9 protein-coding genes are annotated in these 19,066 nt (G+C 76.6%); 8 read left to right on the top strand and 1 reads right to left on the bottom strand.

Annotated elements, in window-relative coordinates; translation table 11 throughout:
• The first annotated feature begins 1 nt into the window (after position 1).
• The 5 genes from fdh3B (at position 2) to ACT80S_RS08605 (ending at position 3,347) form a co-directional block, all read left to right on the top strand.
• On the top strand, positions 2–622 hold the full coding sequence (fdh3B, locus tag ACT80S_RS08625; RefSeq protein ID WP_377415124.1) for a formate dehydrogenase FDH3 subunit beta: 621 nt from the start codon (positions 2–4) through the stop codon (positions 620–622).
• A complete protein-coding gene (locus ACT80S_RS08620; protein ID WP_377415122.1) occupies positions 619–837 on the top strand; it encodes a hypothetical protein in 219 nt (72 codons plus the stop codon). Before fdh3B ends, ACT80S_RS08620 begins: the two co-directional genes overlap by 4 nt.
• On the top strand, positions 821–2,029 hold the full coding sequence (locus ACT80S_RS08615; RefSeq protein ID WP_377415120.1) for a formate dehydrogenase subunit gamma: 1,209 nt from the start codon (positions 821–823) through the stop codon (positions 2,027–2,029). The genes ACT80S_RS08620 and ACT80S_RS08615 overlap by 17 nt, the downstream gene beginning before the upstream one ends.
• Positions 2,030–2,051: 22 nt before the next feature.
• Complete coding sequence (locus ACT80S_RS08610; protein ID WP_377415117.1) at positions 2,052–2,435, top strand: hypothetical protein; 384 nt, start codon at positions 2,052–2,054, stop codon at positions 2,433–2,435.
• 66 nt (positions 2,436–2,501) lie between these two features.
• Positions 2,502–3,347 carry a formate dehydrogenase accessory sulfurtransferase FdhD gene (locus ACT80S_RS08605; protein WP_377415115.1) on the top strand — a complete coding sequence of 282 codons (846 nt, stop codon included), beginning with the start codon at positions 2,502–2,504 and terminating at the stop codon, positions 3,345–3,347.
• Between the two features lie 55 nt (positions 3,348–3,402).
• Here the strand turns inward: ACT80S_RS08605 and ACT80S_RS08600 are convergent, their stop codons facing one another.
• Positions 3,403–4,182, bottom strand: a complete 780-nt coding sequence (locus tag ACT80S_RS08600; protein ID WP_377415112.1) for a polysaccharide deacetylase family protein — start codon at positions 4,180–4,182, stop codon at positions 3,403–3,405.
• Between the two features lie 262 nt (positions 4,183–4,444).
• Between ACT80S_RS08600 and ACT80S_RS08595 the strand changes: the two genes are divergently transcribed.
• From ACT80S_RS08595 to ACT80S_RS08585, 3 genes are read left to right on the top strand one after another with little or no spacing between them, the layout of a single operon-like run.
• Positions 4,445–9,577 carry a MupA/Atu3671 family FMN-dependent luciferase-like monooxygenase gene (locus ACT80S_RS08595; RefSeq protein ID WP_377415110.1) on the top strand — a complete coding sequence of 1,711 codons (5,133 nt, stop codon included), beginning with the start codon at positions 4,445–4,447 and terminating at the stop codon, positions 9,575–9,577.
• Entirely contained in the window at positions 9,561–16,505 is a 6,945-nt protein-coding gene (locus ACT80S_RS08590; RefSeq protein WP_377415108.1) for a beta-ketoacyl synthase N-terminal-like domain-containing protein, read from the top strand. Before ACT80S_RS08595 ends, ACT80S_RS08590 begins: the two co-directional genes overlap by 17 nt.
• Positions 16,502–19,027, top strand: coding sequence for an ABC transporter permease (locus ACT80S_RS08585; protein WP_377415106.1), 2,526 nt, complete (start codon positions 16,502–16,504; stop codon positions 19,025–19,027). Before ACT80S_RS08590 ends, ACT80S_RS08585 begins: the two co-directional genes overlap by 4 nt.
• Positions 19,028–19,066: the final 39 nt, after the last annotated feature.

Below are 19,066 nucleotides of genomic sequence, written 5' to 3'. Positions count from 1 at the left end.
CATGGCACGAATGAAATTCATCTGCGACGCCGAGCGCTGCATCGAGTGCAACAGCTGCGTCACCGCCTGCAAGAACGAGCACGAGGTGCCCTGGGGCGTGAACCGCCGCCGCGTGGTCACGCTCAATGACGGCGTCCCCGGCGAGAAGTCCATCTCCGTCGCGTGCATGCACTGCTCGGACGCGCCCTGCATGGCGGTGTGCCCGGTCAACTGCTTCTACAAGACCGACGAAGGCGTGGTGCTCCACGACAAGGACATCTGCATCGGCTGCGGCTACTGCAGCTACGCCTGCCCCTTCGGCGCGCCCCAGTTCCCCTCCAAGGGCACCTTCGGCGTGCGCGGCAAGATGGACAAGTGCACGTTCTGCGCCGGCGGCCCCGAGGCCAACGGCTCGCAGGCCGAGTTCGAGAAGTACGGCCGCAACCGCCTGGCCGAAGGCAAGCTGCCGGCCTGCGCCGAGATGTGCTCGACGAAGGCCCTGCTCGCCGGCGACGGCGACATGGTGGCCGACGTGCTGCGCTCGCGCGTGGTCAAGCGCGGCACCGGCGCCGAGGTCTGGGGCTGGGGCACGGCCTATGGCAGCAAGACCGCGGGCCAGCCCCCGCAAGGAGGCAAGTCGTGATCCGCACCCTCGCACTCATCGCCTCGCTGCTGGCGCTGGCCGGCTGCTCCGAGAAGCCGCAGACGCTGGGCGGCGTGAAGTCCGACGTGCCCGCCTTCCAGGGCACCGGCTCGAACTTCACCGCGCCCGGTTGGAAGCCCGGCGACAAGACCAGCTGGGAACAGCAGCTCAAGACCCGTGGCCAGGGGCAGAACGACTATGCAAAGGCCCAGTGACACCCTGCTGCGCGCGGCGCGCGCCCTGGCGGCCGGCCTGCTGATCGCGGGCGGGGCCGCGGGTGCGGCATTCGCCCAGGACAAGGCTGCGGCTGCGGCCGCCCCCGCCGCTGCGGCGGCGGCCATGCCTGGCATCCAGGGGCAGAACATCATGGATGTGAAGCCCGAGGCCAGCCAGGACCCCAACTACCTCAAGCAGTCCAACGCCGAGCGGGCCCGGGTCCAGCCGGGCAACAACGCGCCCATGTGGCGCGCGGTGGGCAGCGGGGTCGAGGGCTACACCAGCCTGCCCAAGGCCGATGCGCCCGAGGCCGGCGTGCTGATCCAGCCGTTCGTGCAGTACCCGGGCTCGCGCCTGACCACCGCCGGCGAGGCCTGGCGGCAGGTGCGCAACCAGTGGATCATTCCCTACGGCGCGGCGCTGCTCGCCATCGTGGTGCTGGCCCTGGGCCTGTTCTACTTCGGCAAGGGCACCATCGAGCTGCACGGCGCGGAGACCGGCCGCAAGATCGAGCGCTTCACCCCGTTCGAGCGTGCGGCCCACTGGACCAACGCCATCGCCTTCGTGGCGCTGGCCGTCTCGGGCATCGTGATGGCCTTCGGCAAGTTCTTCATCCAGCCCGTCATCGGCGGCACCCTGTTCGGGTGGCTGACGTACGTGCTGAAGAACGTGCACAACTTCGTCGGCCCGCTGTTCGTCGTGTCGCTGGTGATCGTCTTCATCACCTTCGTCAAGGACAACCTGCCGGGCCGCGGCGACCTGCAGTGGATCCTGCGCGCTGGCGGCCTGTTCGGCGGCAAGGAGGTGCCCTCGCACCGCTTCAACGCCGGCGAGAAGGGCCTGTTCTGGGGCGGCGTGTTCCTCCTGGGCGCGATCGTCGTCGCCTCCGGCCTGGTGCTGGACAAGCTGATCCCCGGCCTGATTTACGAGCGCGCCACGATGCAGGTGGCCCACATGGTCCACGCGGTGGCCACCGTGCTGATGATGGCCATGTTCCTGGGCCACATCTACATGGGCACCCTCGGCATGCGCGGCGCCTACAGCGCCATGCGCACCGGCTATGTCGACGAGACCTGGGCCAAGGAACACCACGAGTACTGGTACGACGACGTCAAGGCCGGCAAGATCCCCGCGCAGCGCAGCGCGCTGCCGGGCCCGGCCGCGCCGGCCGGCGACACGCGCGCCGCTTGAGCGCTTGAGAAGAGAGACACCGATGAAACAGCTCCTCGTTCCCCTGCTGATCGCTGCCGCCGCGCCGCTGGCGCTGGCCAAGCTGCCCGCGCCCGACGACGCGGCCAAGGCCAAGGCCGCCGAGGCCGCCGCCAAGACGGCCTGGCAGGCCAAGGTCGACGCCTTCCAGCTCTGCAAGTCGCAGGACAAGGTGGCGGCGCACTACCGCAAGGGCGCGCCGGTGGCCAAGGCCGCACCGGCCGCCAAGCCGGCTTCCGGTGCGTCCGCCGCTGCGGCGCCCGCCGCGGCCGCGCCGGCGCCCTGCGCGGACCCGGGCCCCTTCGTCTACACCGCCGCGCCCGCGGCGGGCGCTTCGGCCCCGGCGGCCTCCAAGCCTGCGGCCCCGGCCTCGGCGAAGAAGGCCTGAGCGTTCCCGCTTCCATCCCAGGGCCAGCCGGCATCGGCTGGCCCTTTTTGCTGTAGCCTGCCCGCCATGCCGCTGCCCCGCCTCACCGAAGCCCGCGCCCCGCTCACCCGCGAGATCGAGGCGGTCAACGAGCACGGCGAGCGCGAGCCGCTGCAGATCCCCGCCGAGCGGGACCTCACGGTCTACGTCGACAAGCGCGAGCTGGTCACCCTCATGACCCTGGGCGCCCACCCCGAGTGGCTGGTCCTGGGGTACCTGCGCAACCAGCGCCTCGTCGCCTCGGCCGCCGAGGTGGAGTCGGTCACCGTGGACTGGGAGGTGCAGTCGGCGGCGGTGAAGACCCGCGCCGGCATCGACCGCATCGAGGAGCGCACCGCGCGCCGCGTGGTCACCACCGGCTGCGGCCAGGGCAGCGTGTTCGGCGCGCTGATGGACGACGTGGCCTCGATCGCGCTGCCGCAGGCGCGGCTCACGCAGGCGCAGCTGTACGCCATCGTCAACGCGATCCGGCTGCAGGAGAGCACGTACAAGTCGGCCGGCTCGGTGCACGGCTGCGCGCTGTTCCGGGGCGAGGAGATGCTGGTCTTCGTCGAGGATGTGGGCCGCCACAACGCCATCGACACCATCGCCGGCTGGATGTGGATGCACGGCGTGGAGACCTCCGGCGCCGCGCCCGAGGCGCCCTTCGTCTTCTACACCACCGGCCGCCTGACCAGCGAAATGGTGATCAAGTCGGCCCAGATGGGCGTGGCCCTCGTGGTCTCGCGCAGCGGCATCACCCAGATGGGCCACCAGGTCGCGCAGCAGCTCGGACTGTGCGCCATCGGCCGCGCCACGAACCGGCACTTCCTGTGCTACTCGGCGCCGCAGCGCCTGCTGCTGCAGCCGGAGCTGGCCGGGCGACGCGCCTGACGGGCCGGGGTCCGGCTCCGGCTCCGGCTCCGGCTCCGGCTCCGGCGTCAGCGCTTCAGCGCGTCGCGGGCGGCGCCGGGGCCGTCGCGCCGCCCTCGGCCGCCTCGATGCCCAGCGTGAGGCGCAGCCACACCGCCGCCGGCGCCGGGGTGGACCCCACCGCCAGCATCGGCAGCGCGAACAGGTCGTGCGCTCGGCCGGGGCGGTGCGGCACGACGGTGGCCGCGGTCGCATAGCCCGCCGCGCGCGCCATCGCCGCCAGCACGGGGGCGACGCGGCCGAAGGGGTAGCAGTAGTGCCGCACCGGCAGGCCCACGGCGCACTCGAGGTCGTCCTTGCAGCCGGCGATCTCGGACCAGGCGGACCACTCGTCCAGCGTCCGCAGGTCCACGTGGTGGCGGCTGTGCGCGCCCACCTCCTGGCCGGCCGCCACCCAGTCGCGCAGCTGCCGCGCGTCCATCATGGGATAGGGCGGGCCGCCCCGGTTGCCGTCCCAGGTCTCGCCCAGGCGGGCGCTGACCGCGAAGCCGGTGGCGGTGAAGCCGTGCTTGCGCAGCACCGGCAGCACATGCTCGGTGGCGGACACCGCCGCATCCACCGCCAGCCCCACCACGCGGCCGCTGCGCTCGCCGCGCAGGTAGGGCTCCAGGTCGCGCATGGCCAGGGCGGTGTAGCCGGCCTCGCGCAGCCAGCCCATCTGCTGGGCGAACTCCTCGGGCGGGGTGGAGGGCCACTGGTTGCGCTCCACGCCTGCGGGCATCGGCGCGACCTGGCCGTAGCGCAGGATGGGGGGCGGAGGAAGGCCAGCCGTGGACGGCGCGGGAGGGTGGGTCATGGCGGGCAAGCAGTGAGGGCCCGCGAATCCTGTGGCCCGAGGCCGGATTCTCGTGTCGGCAACAAGCGTATCGAAACGTCGGACAAGGCCTTGCCAATTGCTGGGCAAGAACATGCACTTCCGCACGTGAACGAGGCCCGGCGCGGGCGAGAGCGGCCAAGCAGGCGAGGGTTCACCAAAAAGGCATTTCCAGTTGTAAGCGCGGCCCGGACTCCGGCAGGGCGGATGCCTACGATGCGCGCTCCTGCAGGGAGGCGATGCGATGTCTGCTGCGATCCGGGCCGTCTTCATCGGTGACGGCACGCTCCTGGTCCGATGCGCCGAGGCCTGGCTCGCGGCCGGGCATGCGGTGGCGGCGGTCGCCAGCGCCGACGCGGCCGTGCTCGGCTGGGCCCGGGGCCGTGCGCTGCCGGCCGGTCCCCTGGCGCAGGCCGCCAGCCTGCCCGAGGCCGACTGCCTGTTCAGCGTCGCCAACCTGCGCGTGCTGCCGCCGGCGCTGCTGCGCCGGGCGCGGCAGGCCTTCAACTTCCACGATGGCCCGCTGCCGCGCTATGCCGGACTGCATGCCCCGCACTGGGCCCTGATCTGCAGCGAGACCCGCCACGGCGTCACCTGGCACGAGATGACGGAGGCGGTGGACCGCGGCCGCATCGCCCGCCAGCAGCTGTTCGACCTCGCACCGGACGAAACCGCGCAGAGCCTGAACGCGCGCTGCTACGAGGCTGGCTTCACCACCTTCCTCGCGCTCATGGACGACCTCGCCGCGGGCGGGGCCGTACTCGCGCCGCAGCGCGGCCCCGCCAGCGGCTTCGGCCGCCACCTGCGCCCGCCGGCCCTGGCCACCCTCGACTGGAGCTGGCGCGCGCCGCAGCTGTGCGCGCTGGTGCGCGGGCTGACGGTGGAGGACTACCCCAACCCGCTGGCCCTGCCCAAGCTGTGGACCGGCACGCGCCTGCTGGCGGTGGGCCGGGCCAGCGCGGGGCCTGCCGGCGCGGCCGAGGCCCCGCGCGTCGTGCCCGGCACGGTGCTGGCGGTGGAGGACGGCGGCCTGCGCGTGGCCACCGCGCAGGGCGTGCTGCGCGTGGAGGGCCTGCGCGCGCTCGATGCGGACCCGTCGCCGCCGCTGCGGGGCCTGGCCGCGGGGCAGGTGCTGCCCGCGCTGGATCCCGCGCTGCGCGAACGCCTGGCCCAGGCCCAGCCGCGCCTGGCGCGGGCCGAGGTGCCCTGGCGGCGCGCCCTCGAGGACCTGCCGCCGCTGGAACTGCCGTACCGGCGTGCGGCGGCTGGCGCGCCGGCCGGCCTGCCCTCGCCGCTGCGCCTGCCGCTGGATGCGGCCGAGGCCGGCAGCGACACCGTCGCTGCCTTCTGCGCCTGGCTCTCGGCGCTCACCGGGCAGGATGCGGTGGGGGTGTTCTACACCGATGCCGTCCTCGCCGGCCAGGCCGAGGGCCTGGAGCCCTGGGCCTCGGCCTGGGTGCCGCTGGTGCTGCGCACGCCGGCCGCGCGCCGCGTGCGGCATGCCCGGGCGCGGGCCGCGGTGCACGTCGCCCGCGCCCGTGACGCCGGCCCCATGACGCGTGACCTGCCGCTGCGGCTGGGGCGCGCGGCCGGCAGCGCCGGTCCGCTGCGCGCCGGTCTCTGCCTGGGCGGGCGCGGCCCGGTCCCCGGGCTGGCGCTGGTGCTGCATGCCGCCGCGCCGGGCCAGCCGCTGGCCCTGCATGTCGACGCCGCCGCCTTCGCGCCGCCGGTGGCCCATGTGATGGCGCGCCACTTGGAAGCCTGGCTGCAGGCGTTCGCCCGCGCCGACGGCCGGGTGGGGGAGGTCCCGCTGCAGCCGCCGATCGAGGCCGCGCAGTGCCTGGCCGCCAACGACACCGCGCTGGCGGTGGACATGGGCCTGGGCGTGCACGAGGCCGTGGCCCGGGCCGCGCAGTCACGGCCCGGCGCCACCGCCATCGCCTGGGGGCGCGAGCGCGTCACGCAGGCGGCGCTGCAGCGGCGCGCGCTGGTGCTCGCCCGGGCGCTGCGCGCGCGCGGCGCCGGGCCCGGCGACCGCGTCGGCGTGTGCCTGACCCGCACGCCGGACCTGGTGGCGTCCCTGCTGGCCCTCCTGCGTTGCGGCGCTTCGTGGGTGCCGCTGGACCCGGACCAGCCGGCCCCGCGGCTGCGCCTGATGCGGGAGGATGCCGGGGTGCGCCTGGTCGTGGGCCATGCGCAGGCCGCGGCCCTGCTGGGGGTGCCGGAGGAGGCCGTGGTGGTGCCGGGGGACGTGGACGACGGCCGGGACCCCTTTGCAGGTGCAGGTGCAGGTGCAGGTGCAGGTGCAGGTGCAGCGGAGGGCGAGGGCGAGGGCGAGGGCGAGGGCGAGGGCGAGGGCGAGGGCGAAGGCGAAGGCGTCCCCTGGCCGCGCGTCGAGGGCGGCCACGAGGCCTACGTGATCTACACCTCCGGCTCCACCGGCCGTCCCAAGGGCGTGGCCGTCACCCACGCCGGCCTGCTCAATCTCTTCGCCGGGCTGGACGCGCGCGTGCCGCACGCGGGCGGCGGCCGCTGGCTCGCGGTCACGCGGCTGTCGTTCGACATTGCCGTGCTTGAACTGCTGTGGACGCTCTCGCGCGGATTCACCGTGGTCCTCGCGCCCGGCCCGCGCACCAGTGCACACGACGTTGCGGGCGAGGGGGCACACGACACCCAGGGCACGCAGGGCACGCAGGGCACGCAGGGCACGCAGGGCACGCAGGGCACGCAGGGCACGCAGGGCACGCGGGGTGCGCAGGGTGAACAGGGGGCACATGGGACACACGAGGGGGCGAGGGCTGACCCACCCGGGCGTCCGGCGGGCCCCGCGTTCAGCCTATTCCACTTTGCCAGCGATGCCTCGCAGGCGCCCGGCGGCGGCGACCGCTACCGCCTGCTGCTCGAGGCCGCGCGCTTCGCCGACCGCCACGGCTTCGAGGCGGTGTGGACGCCGGAGCGCCACTTCCATGCCTTCGGCGGCCTCTACCCCAACCCGGCGGTCACCGGCGCCGCGGTCGCCGCCATCACCACCCGCGTCAAGGTGCGCGCCGGCAGCTGCGTGCTGCCGCTGCACCACCCGCTGCGCGTCGCCGAGGAGTGGGCCGTGGTCGACAACCTCTCGGGCGGCCGCGCCGGCGTGGCCTTCGCCTCGGGCTGGCAGCCGCAGGACTTCGCGCTCGCGCCCCAGGCCTTCGCCGAGCGCCGGCGCCTGCTGTTCGAGGGCGTCGACACGGTGCGCGCGCTGTGGCGCGGCGAGGCCCTCGCCTGCGCCGGGCCGCAGGGCGAGGCGCTGCGCCTGCGCGCGCTGCCCGCGCCGGTGCAGTCCGAGCTGCCGGTGTGGATCACCGCCGCCTCGCACCCTGCCACCTTCGAGTCGGCGGGCCGCGCCGGCTGCCACGTGCTCACGCACCTGCTGGGGCAGACGGTGGAGGAGGTCGCGGCCAAGGTGGCGGCCTACCGCGCGGCGCGGCGGGCCGCGGGCCATCCCGGGCGCGGGCAGGTCACGCTCATGGTCCATGCCTTCGTCGGCGAGGACCACGAGGCGGCGCGCGAGGCCGCGCGCGGCCCGATGAAGGCCTACCTGCGCGACGCGGTGGACCTGGTGCGCCAAGCCGCTTGGACCTTCCCCACCTTCGTGCAGCGCGCCGCCGCGGACGGCCGCACGCCGCTGGAGGTGATGCAGGCGCAGCCGCTGCAGGACGACGAGATGGAGGCCCTGCTCGAACACGCGTTCCGCCGCTACGCCGACGGCGGCGCCCTCATCGGCAGCCCGGAGCGTTGCCTGCCGCTGGTGCGCCGGCTCCGTGCCGCGGGCGTCGACGAGATCGCCTGCCTCATCGACTTCGGCCTGCCCGAGGACACCGTGCTCGCCCACCTCGAGGACCTGCGCCGCCTGATGGCCCTGGCCCAGCGGCCCCGGCGCCTGCCGCCGCCGCTTTCGCATGCGCAAGGGAGTGCCGCGGGTGCCGCGGGTGCGGAGGGGACGGAGGGTGCCGCGGGTGCCACGGTTGCGGGGGGGGCGGAAGGGTCGGACGGTGCTGCGGGTGCTGCGAGTGTTGGTGGTGTTGGTGGTGTTGGTGGTGTTGGTGGTGTTGGTGGTGTTGGTGGTGTTGGTGGTGTTGGTGGTGTTGGTGGTGTTGGGGACGTCGCGGACGTCGCCGCGCAGATGCGCAGCGAGGGCATCACCCACCTGCAATGCACGCCCTCGCTGGCGGCGCTGCTGGTGGCCGACGAGACGGGGCGCGAGGCGCTGCGGCGGCTGTCGGTGCTGCTGGTGGGCGGCGAGGCGCTGCCGGTGCCGCTGGCGCGCGAGTTGCGCGCGCTGGTGCCGGGCCGCGTGCTGCAGATGTACGGCCCCACCGAGACCACGGTGTGGTCGGCCTGCGGCGAGGTCGGCGAGCTGGGGCCGGCCGATGGCTTCGTGCCGCTGGGCGAGGCCCTGGCCAACACCACGCTGCACGTGCGCAATGCCTGGGGGCAGGAATGCCCGGCCCTGGTGCCCGGCGAGCTGTGGATCGGCGGCGCGGGCGTGGCGCGCGGCTATGTCGGCCTGCCGGCGCTGCAGGCGCAGCGCTTCGTGGCCGACCCGGCGCACCCGGGGCGGCGCCTGTACCGCACCGGCGACCGCGTCTGCCGCCACCCGGACGGCCGCCTCGAGTTCCTCGGCCGGCTGGACCAGCAGGTGAAGATCCGCGGCCACCGCGTCGAGCCGGCCGAGGTCGAGGCCGCGCTCGCGCGCCAGCCCGGCGTGCGCGAGGCGGCGGTGGTCGTCGTCGGCGCGGAGGGCGGGCAGGCCCCGTCGCTGCGGGCCTGGGTCACGGCGGGCGACCCTGGCCGCCCGCCCGAGCCGCGCACGCTGCGCCGCCGGCTCGCGCTCGAACTGCCCGAGGCGATGCTGCCGGCCTCGCTCACGGTGGTCGCGCGCCTGCCGCTCAATGCCAACGGCAAGGTCGACCGGCTCGCGCTGGCGCAACGCGCCACGCAAGGCACGCAAGGCACGCAAGGCACGCAAGGCACGCAAGGCACGCGTGAAGCGCATGAAGCGCATGAGACGGCTGGCGCGCTGGAGCGGCTCGTCGCCGCCACCTGGCGCGAGGTCCTCGGCGTCGACGAGGTCGGCCGCGACTGCAATTTCTTCGACCTGGGCGGCCACTCGCTGGCCGTGGTCCAGGTGCAGCGCCGCCTGCGCGAGGCCACCGGCCGCGAGCTGGGGGTGGCCGACCTGTTCCGCCACACCACGGTCGCCGCGCTGGCCCGGCACCTCGCCTCGCGCGGCACGCCGGCCGCGGGCGCACCGGTGGGCCCGGGGGCGGTGGCGCAGGGCCAGGACCGCGCCCAGGCGCGCCGCCAGCGCCGCGCCCATGTCCCGGCCGCCTGAGGCCCCGGCCGGGGCCGTCGCCATCATCGGCCTGGCCGGGCGCTTTCCCGGCGCGCCCGACGCCGCGGCGCTGTGGCGCCTGCTGCGCGAGGGCCGCGACGCGACCCACCGCCCCACCGACGCCGAACTGCGCGCCGCCGGCGTGCCGCCCGCCGAGGCCGCCGACCCGGCCTACGTGCGCGCCTGCCTGCCGCTGGCCGGCATGGAGGACTTCGACGCCGGCTTCTTCGGCCTGGCGCCGCGTGATGCCGCGGTGATGGACCCGCAGCACCGCCACTTCCTCGAATGCGCCTGGGAGGCGCTGGAGGATGCGGGCCACCTGCCCGAGACCTTCGGCGGCGGGACCGGCGCCATCGGCGTGTATGGCGGCTGCGGCGCGCAGCTGTATTTCGCGCGCCACCTGCTGCCCCACGCGGCGCTGCTGCGGTCCATGGGCCTGTTCCTGCTGCGGCACACCGGCAACGACAAGGACTTCCTCACCTCGCGCGTGTCGTACCTGCTGGACCTGCGCGGCCCCAGCGTGGCGGTGCAGACCGCGTGCTCCACCTCGCTGGTGGCGGTGCACCTGGCCTGCCAGGCCCTGCTGGCCGGCGAGTGCGACCTGGCCCTGGCCGGCGGCGCCAGCATCGAGCTGCCGCACCGCGCGGGCTACCGCCACGCGCCTGGCGAGATCCTTTCGCCCGACGGGCGCTGCCGCGCCTTCGATGCCGACGCGGCGGGCACCGTCTTCGGCAGCGGCGTCGCGGTCGTCGTGCTGCGCCGGCTGGAGGACGCGCTGGCCGATGGCGACTTCATCCATGCCGTGATCCGCGGCAGCGCCGTCAACAACGACGGCCGTGGCAAGGCCGGCTACCTGGCGCCCGGCGTCGACGGGCAGGCGCGCTGCGCCGCCGAGGCCCTGGCGGTCGCCGGCCTGCGCCCCGCCGACATCGACGCGGTCGAGGCCCACGGCACCGGCACCGCGGTGGGCGACCCGATCGAGGTCGCGGCGCTGGCGCAGGCCTATGGCGCGGCGGCGCCGGGCACCATCGCGCTCGGCTCGCTGAAGGCGCACATCGGTCACCTGGACACCGCCGCCGGCGCGGCCTCGCTGGTCAAGGTCTGCCTTGCGCTGCGCCACGGGCTGTGGCCGGCGCAACTGCATTTCCGGCGGCCCAACCCGCGCTGGGCGCACGAGGGCCTGCCGTTCACCGTGCCCGTGGCGCCGCGCCCCTGGCCCCGCGGCCCGCGCGTGCGGCGCGCGGCGGTGCATTCGCTGGGCGTGGGCGGCACCAACGCCCACCTGGTGCTGGAGGAGGCGCCGCAGGCGCCGGCCGAGGCCGCCCTGGCCTGGCAGCTGTTCACGCTGTCGGCGCGCAGCGAGGCCTCGCTGCAGGCGCTGGCCGCGAAGTGGTGCGCCTTCCTGGACGACCCGCCGGCCGACTTCGCGCTGGCCGACGCGGCCTTCACCACCCGCATCGGCCGCCGGGCCTTCCCGCACCGCGTCGCCCTGGTCGCGCGCGACGCGGCGGGACTGCGCGAGGCGCTGCGGGCGCGGGTCCCGGCCGCTTCCGCCGCGCCGGCCGGTGCGTCCCCGCCCGTGGCCTTCCTGCTGCCCGGCGGGGGAGCGCAGTTCCCCGGCGCGGCGCTGGACCTGCTGGCGTGGCCGGCCGCCGGCGAGGCCGTGGCGTCCTGCTGCCGGGCGCTGCCCGCCGAGGTCGGGCCGCGGGTGCGCGAGGCGCTGCTGGGGCCCGGGGCGGATGGCCGCGGTGCCGGGGCCGCAGGGGGGACCCACTGGCTGCAGCAGCCGCACCTCGCGCTGCCCGCACTGTTCGTCCTGCAGTTCGCGCTGGCGGCCCTGTGGGCGCACTGGGGCGTGCAGCCGGCTGCCGTCCTCGGCCACAGCGCGGGCGAGGTGGCTGCGGCCTGCCTTGCGGGCCTGCTGTCGCTGGAGGACGCGCTGGCCCTGGCCTGCCTGCGCGGCCGCCTGCTCGAGGCCGCGCCGCCGGGCGGGCTGCTGGCGGTGGCCCTGCCCGAGGCCCTGCTGCGGCCCCGCCTCGCGCCGCTGGGGCTGGACCTCGCTGCCCTCAACGCGCCCGCGCTGTGCACCGCCAGCGGTCCCGGGCCGGCGCTGGCGCGTCTGGCGGCGCAGCTCGAGGCCGAGGGCGTCGAGGCGCGCTGGCTTCCGGTGGGCGCGCCGGCGCATTCGCGCGCGGTCGAGCCGCTGCTCCCGCAGCTGGAGGCGTTCACCCGCACGCTCGCCGCGCGGCCCGCGCAGCGGCCGTTCCTCTCCGCCGTCACGGGCTGCTGGGTCCGGCCGGGCGAGGCCCTGCCACCCGGCTACTGGCCGCGCCACCTGCGCGAGCCGGTGCGCTTCGCCCGCGCGCTGCGGCTGCTGCGGCGTTCGCTGCCGGGCGCGGTGTGGGTGGAGGTGGGGCCGGGGCAGGGGCTGGCCGCACTCGCCCGCGCGCAGGGGCCGGGCCGCTCGCGCGAGGTGCTCGCCAGCACGCGGGCCGCGGCCCGTGCATCCAGTGCATCAGCTGCGGCAGGTGCGGCAGGTGCGGCAGGTGCGGCAGGTGCGGCAGGTGCGGCAGGTGCGGCAGGTGCGGCAGGTGCGGCAGGTGCGCCCGGGGAGGACCTGCCGGTCATGTTGGCCAGCGCCGGCGCGCTGTGGTGCCGCGGTGTCGCGATCGACGGGCGAGCGGTGGGGGGGACGGGCCGGCGCCGGCGGCAGCCGCTGCCGACCTGCGCGTTCGAGTCGACGAGGCACTGGATCGAGCCGCCGGCCCCCGTCGAGCCGTCCGGTCCCGGCTTCGACGGCGCCGATGCCGATCCCGATGCCGCCGAAACGCCTGCCGGTCCCCCTGCCGCCGGCGGCGCCCCGGCGGGTGGGCCTGCCGCGACCGCTCCCGCCGCGGGGGATCCGCCCAGCCGGCTGTCCACCGAGCGGTGGGGGCGCGAGGACCTGACCGCCGTCGTGCCGCCCCGGGGCCGCTGGCTCCTCGTCGGTGCCGGACCTTCGCTCGCGCGCGCGCTGGGCCGCCGCTTCCGCGGCCCGGGCCGCGAGCTGCTGCGTGCCGATCACGGCGGGGGCTTCGTGCGCCTCGGCCCGTCGCACTGGTGCATCGCGCCCGGCGGCGAGGACGACCTGCGGCAGGTGCTGGAGGCACTGCAGGCCGAGGGCCGACTGCCCGACATCGTGGTCCATGCCGGAGCCCTTGCGCCGCTGCGCCGGCCCGGGGAGCCGCTGCCGTTGCGGGCCGAGGCGTTCGACGGCCCGGTGCGGCTCGCGCGCGCCCTGCAGTGGCTGGACCTCGCGCAGCCGCCCCGGCTCCTGGTGGCGACCGCCGGGGCGCAGGCGGTGGCGGGCCAGGCCCCCGTGTCGCCGCTGCAGGCGCTGGCGCTGGGGCCGGCCCGGGTCGCGCCGCGTGAAGTCGCGGGGCTGGGGGCTCGCATGGTCGACCTCGATCCTGCAGCGGGCGCGGCGGGTGCGGCGCGCCATCTCCTGGCCGAGGCCTCCGACCTCGCCTCCGGCCGCGTCGAAGGGCCGGCCCTCGCCGGCTGGCGCGACGGCGAGCGCTGGACGCCGCGCCGGGAACGCTTGGCCGCGCCGAGGGCGGTGGCCGGCGGTCCCGGCGCTGTCCCCGGTGCCAGTGCGGGTGCCAGTGCCAGTGCAGGTGCAGGTGCAGGTGCAGGTGCAGGTGCAGGTGCAGGTGTAGGTGCAGGTGTAGGTGCAGGGGCCGGCCTTCGCGAGGCCGGCGTGTACCTCGTCACCGGCGGCCTGGGCGACCTCGGCCTCGCGCTGGCGCACTGGCTCGCGCGCCGCTGCCATGCGCGGCTCGTGCTGGTGTCGCGCCGCGCGTTGCCGCCGCCGGCGCAGTGGGCGGTGCTGGCGGCCCGTGGCGACGATGCGCCGCTGGCCCGCCTCCTGCGCCGCCTGCTGGCCATCACGCGGGACGGCGGCGAGGTGCAGGTCGAGGCGGCCGACGTGGCCGACCCGGCCCGCATGGCGCAGGTGCTGGCGGGCGCCGCCGCGCGCTGGGGAACGCTGCATGGTGTGTTCCACGCCGCCGGCGAGGTGGACGATGCGCCCCTGGCCACCAAGCCCCTGGCCGACATGCACCGGCTGCTCGCGGGCAAGGCCGGCGGCGCGTGGGTGCTGCACCGACTGCTGCCGCGGCCGCTGGACCTGTTCGCGGTGTTCTCCTCCACCAGCGTGGACCTCGCGCCGCCCGGCCAGGTGGACTACGTCGCCGCCAACGCCTGTGCCGAGGCCGTCGCCCGCGCCCGGCCCGACGGGCGGGTGCTGCGCTGGGGCCTGTGGGCCGACACCGGCATGGCGGCGCGCGCCTGGGGCCTCGCGCCGGCGGCGATGGCCCCGCCGCCGCCAGCCGCCACCCACCCCCTGCTCGGCGCCCGCCGTGAGCCGGTGGAGGGGGCCCTCGCCTTCGAGTCGCAGCCCGATCCGGCGCGCCTGTGGCCGCTGGCCGAGCACCGGGTCGCCGGCCGGCCGGTGCTGCCCGGCGTGGCATGGCTGGAGGTGGCTCGGGCCGCCTGGACCGCGCTGCGCGGCCCCGGCCCGCTGGCGGTGCGCGAGCTCGCGCTCGACGCCGCGCTGGCGTTCGACGCCGCGCCGCGCCGCCTGCAGGTGCTGCTGCGCCCGGCCGGCGAGGGCCTGGCCCTCGAGGCCCGCAGCCGCGGCCCCGGCGAGGCCGGCTGGCGGGTCCATGCGCGCGCGCTGCTGGCGCCCGGGGGTGATGCCGCTGCCGCTGCCGCTGGCGAGGGCGCTGGCGCTGGCGAGGGCGCTGGCGAGGGCGAGGGCGAGGGCGAGGGCGAGGGCGAGGGCGAGGGCGAGGGCGAGGGCGAGGGCGAGGGCGAGGGCGAGGGCGAGGGCGAGGGCGAGGGCGAGGGCAAGGGCGAGGGCAAGGGCAAGGGCAAGGGCAAGGGCAAGGGCAAGGGTGAGGGCGAACCGCCACCGCCGCTGGAAGGCCCCTGGGTCCCCGGGCGCGCGCCGCAGGGCGGGCATGTGGCGCTGGCTTTCGGTCCGCGCTGGGACTGCCTGGAGGCGCAGCGCCTCGGCCCCTGGGCGGCCGAGGGCCGGCTCGCGCTGCCCGCCGCGTTCGCCCGCGACCTCGACACCTTCGCCTGCCACGCGGCGCTGCTCGACGCCGCCGCCACCCTCGGGCTGCACCTGCTGCCGGCGCCCGGCCAGGGCCGCCTGTTCGCGCCGGTCTCGCTCGAGCGCGCAGTCCTGCGGGCCCCGCTGCCGGCGCGCTTCGAGTGCCGCGTCCGCCTCCGCGGCGCCGGGGCAGGCGGCGACGCGTCGTTCGATGCCTGGCTGTTCGCGCCCGGCGGCTCGCTCCTGGCCGCGCTGCAGGGCCTGCGCCTGCGTGCGGTCGACCCCGCGGTGCTGGCGATGCCCGCGGCGCGGCCGGCCTCGATGCTGCGGGCCCGGCTCGGCGAGGGGCTGCGGGCCGGCGACGCACCCGCGCTGTTCGAGCGCGCGCTCGCGGCCGGCGCGCCGCTCGTGATCGCCACGGCGCGGGAGGCGGCGCAGGAGCTCCCGACGGCCGACGCCGGGACAGGCCGCGCATCCGCCCCCGCCCCGGCCGCCACATCGCCCACATCGCCCACATCGCCCACATCGCCCACATCGCCCACATCGCCCACATCGCCCACAGCGCCCACAGCGCCCACAGCGCCCACAGCGCCCACAGCGCCCACAGCGCCCACAGCGCCCGCCGCCGCTTCGCGCGCCGACGTTCCGGCTCGCATGCCTGCCCCGTCGGAAGGGCCGGCATCGCCGTGCGCCGCCCTCACCCCGCTGGAGTCGGGCATTGCGGCGATCTGGCGCGACCTGCTCGGTGTCGCGGATCCCGGGCGGCACGACGATTTCTTCACGCTCGGCGGTCACTCGCTGGTCGCGGTGCGGCTGTTCGCGCGCCTGCGCCGGCAGTTCGGGGTGGACCTGCCCCTGTCCATCCTGTTCGAGGCGCCGACCCTGGGCGGGCTGGCGCGCCGGCTGGCACAGGCCGGGGCCGCAGCCCCGGTAGCGCCAGCAACCTGCGATGCGGCACGCGCACCCGCCGCCACCCCGCCGCCCTGGTCTCCCCTCGTCACCCTGCGGCCCGGCGACCCCGCCCGGCCGCCGCTGTTCTGCGTCCACGGCGCCGGCGGCCACGTGCTGAACTTCCGCCCGCTGGCCGACCGCCTCGGCGCACACCAGCCGGTGTACGGTCTGCAGGCCCAGGGCGTGGACGGCCGCCTGCCCCCGCTGGCGTCCATCGAGGCCATGGCGGCCCAGTACCTGGAGGCGCTGCGCGCGGTGGCGCCGCGGGGGCCGTACCGCCTCGTCGGCTACTCCGGCGGCGGGCTGGTGGCCCTCGCGATGGCGCGGCAGCTGCAGGCCCGGGGCCAGGGCGTGGACCTGCTGGCAATGATCGACACCCTCGAGCCCGCCGCCGCGCGCGCCGCGATCGCGCCCTGGCGCAAGCTGTGGCTGGCCCGCCGCCGGCCCTGGCAGCACGCCCGCGCCTGGGTCGCCCGCCAGCGGGCGGCCCGCCCGGCGCTGGCCCGCCACGCCCAGGCCGAGGCCCTGCGCTCGCGCGGCGAGCCGCTGCCGCCGGAGCTGGTGGAGGAGTCCCTGTACCGCCATTTCATGGGCCTGCAGGCGCGCCACGACCCCGGTGACTGGGCGGGCCCGCTGTGGCTGTTCAAGGCCCGCGACGCCGACCTGCGCCAGCTCGCCGCCGGCCCCCGCCTGGGCTGGGAGGCGCGCGTGCGCGGCGCGATCGAGGTCGTGCCGCTGCCGGGCGCCCACCTGGAGGTCATGGCCGGCCCGGGGCTGGAGGCGCTGGCGCAGGGCCTGCGGCGGGCGCTGGCGCAGGCCGACGGCGCCGCCCCCGCCGCTGCGGCCCCCATTGCTTTTGGGGTACCTTCAGTCCCATGACTTCGACCTCCTCCTGGCGCCTGGGCTGGCGCACGCTGCGCCGCGACCTGCGCGCCGGCGAGCTGCGCCTGGTGATCGTGGCCGTGACCCTGGCCGTCGCCGCGCTGGCCGCGGTGGGCTTCTTCGCCGACCGGCTGCAGGCCGGCCTCGCGCGCGACGCGCGCCAGCTGCTGGGAGGCGACGCGGTCGTCGCCAGCGACCAGCCGGCGCCGCCGGCCTTCGCGCAGCAGGCGAGGGCGCTGGGCCTGCAGGCCGCCACCACGGTGAGCTTCCCCACCATGGCCCGCGCCGACGACGCGCAGGGCGGCGCCAGCCGCCTCGTCGCCCTCAAGGCCGTGCCCCCCGGCTACCCGCTGCGCGGCCGCCTCACCGTGGCCCCCGCGCCCGACGCGCCGGCCGAGCCCACGCGCGAGGTGCCCGCCGCGGGCGAGGCCTGGGTCGACGCGCCGCTGCTCGACGCGCTGGGCCTGCAGGTGGGCCAGCCCCTGTGGCTCGGCGATGCGAAGCTGCGCATCGCGCGGATCCTGGTGACGGAGCCCGACCGCGGCGCCGGCTTCATGAGCTTCGCGCCGCGCGTGATGATCGGCGAGGCCGACCTCGCCGCCACCCGCCTGGTGCAGCCGGCCAGCCGCTTGACCTACCGCCTGGCCGTGACCGGCCCCGACGCCGCGGTGCGCCGCTTCTCCGACTGGACCCAGGCCCAGGTCAAGGCGCAGGACCTGCGCGGCCTGCGGCTGGAGTCGCTGGACAGCGGCCGACCCGAGATGCGCCAGGTGCTCGATCGCGCGCAGAAATTCCTCAACCTCGTGGCCCTGCTCGCCGCGCTCCTGAGCGCGGTGGCGGTGGCCCTGGCCGCGCGCGGCTTCGCCGCCAGCCACCTCGATGACTGCGCCATGCTGCGCGTGCTGGGCCTGCGCCAGCGCACCATCGCGCTGGCCTACGCCTTCGAGTTCGGCGTGGTCGGGGCGGGCGCCAGCGCGCTGGGCGTAGCGCTGGGGTGGGCGGTGCACTTCGTCTTCGTGCGGCTGCTCGCGGGGCTGGTCGACGCCGGCCTGCCGCCGCCGGGCGCCTGGCCCGCCGTTTTCGGCCTGGGCATGGGCCTGACCCTGCTGGCCGCCTTCGGCCTGCCGCCGGTGCTGCAGCTGGCGCAGGTGCCGCCGCTGCGCGTGATCCGCCGTGACGTGGGCGGGCTGAAGCCGGCCTCGCTGGCGGTGCTGGGCCTGGGTGTGGCGGGCTTCGCCGCCCTGCTGCTGGCCGCCAGCAGCGACCTGAAGCTGGGCGCCATCGCGGTGGGCGGCTTCGCCGGCGCCGTGGTGCTGTTCGCCGGCCTGGGCTGGGTGGCGGTGAAGGCGCTGCGCGCGGTGGTCAACGAGGCCACCGCGCCGCGCTGGCTGGTGCTGGCCACGCGCCAGGTCTCGGCCCGCCCGGCCTACGCGGTGGTGCAGGTCAGCGCGCTGGCGGTGGGCCTGCTGGCGCTGGTGCTGCTGGTGCTGCTTCGCACCGACCTCGTCGACAGCTGGCGCCGCGCCACCCCGCCCGACGCGCCCAACCGCTTCGTGATCAACGTGCAGCCGGACCAGGCCGCCGCCTTCCGCGCCATGCTCGAGTCGGCCGGCGTGGCGCGCTACGACTGGTACCCCATGATCCGCGGCCGCCTCGTCGCGGTGAACGGCCGCGCGGTCTCGCCCGATGACTACGCCGAGGACCGCGCGCGCCGCCTGGTGGACCGCGAGTTCAACCTCTCCCACAGCGCGGCGCAGCCGCCGCACAACCCGGTGGTGGCCGGCCGCTGGGTGCCGCAGGAGCGCGATGGCGCCAGCGTGGAGGAGGGCCTGGCCCGCACCCTGGGCCTGCAGCTGGGGGACACGCTGCGCTTCGACATCGGCGGGCTGGTGCACGAGTCGCGCATCACCTCGCTGCGCAAGGTGGACTGGGGCTCGATGCGCGCCAACTTCTTCGTGATGTTCCCGGTCGCCGAGATGCCGGGCACGCCGTCCACCTACATGACCTCGTTCCGGGCCCCGGCGCAGCGCGGCTTCGACAACGCCCTGGTGCGGGCCTTCCCCAACATCACCAGCGTGGACATGTCGGCCACGCTGACGCAGGTGCAGTCGGTGCTGGACCAGGTGATCCGCGCGGTGGAGTTCCTCTTCGGCTTCACCCTGGCGGCGGGCGTGGTGGTGCTGTTCGCGGCCGTCACCGCCACCCGCGAGGAGCGCGCGCGCGAGTTCGCGGTGATGCGCGCCGTCGGCGCCCGTGCCTCGCTGCTGCGGCAGGTGCAGCGCGCGGAGCTCGCCGGGGTGGGACTGCTGGCGGGCCTGCTGGCGAGCGGGGTGGCCAGCGCGGTGGGCTGGGCCCTGGCGCGCTACGCGTTCGACTTCGAGTGGCGCGCCTCCCCCCTGGTGCCGCTGGCCGGCGGCGCGGCCGGCGCCCTGCTGGCCCTGGCCGCCGGCTGGTGGGGGCTGCGCGAGGTGCTGACCCGGCCGGTCGTCGAGATCCTGCGCAAGGCACCGCAGGACTGACGCGGGGAACCGGTGGTCCGGGCATCGGCCGGCAGCTGC

This window comes from Ramlibacter sp. MAHUQ-53, from assembly GCF_052600055.1.
Note: the sequence above shows the minus strand (reverse complement) of the source record. Positions and strands in the feature narration are given on the sequence as shown.

Coding starts and splice junctions, on each gene's coding strand:
- fdh3B (WP_377415124.1), top strand. CDS start 2: ATGGCACGAATGAAATTCATCTGCGACGCCGAGCGCTGCATCGAGTGC.
- ACT80S_RS08615 (WP_377415120.1), top strand. CDS start 821: ATGCAAAGGCCCAGTGACACCCTGCTGCGCGCGGCGCGCGCCCTGGCG.
- ACT80S_RS08610 (WP_377415117.1), top strand. CDS start 2,052: ATGAAACAGCTCCTCGTTCCCCTGCTGATCGCTGCCGCCGCGCCGCTG.
- ACT80S_RS08605 (WP_377415115.1), top strand. CDS start 2,502: ATGCCGCTGCCCCGCCTCACCGAAGCCCGCGCCCCGCTCACCCGCGAG.
- ACT80S_RS08600 (WP_377415112.1), bottom strand. CDS start 4,182: ATGACCCACCCTCCCGCGCCGTCCACGGCTGGCCTTCCTCCGCCCCCC.
- ACT80S_RS08595 (WP_377415110.1), top strand. CDS start 4,445: ATGTCTGCTGCGATCCGGGCCGTCTTCATCGGTGACGGCACGCTCCTG.
- ACT80S_RS08590 (WP_377415108.1), top strand. CDS start 9,561: ATGTCCCGGCCGCCTGAGGCCCCGGCCGGGGCCGTCGCCATCATCGGC.
- ACT80S_RS08585 (WP_377415106.1), top strand. CDS start 16,502: ATGACTTCGACCTCCTCCTGGCGCCTGGGCTGGCGCACGCTGCGCCGC.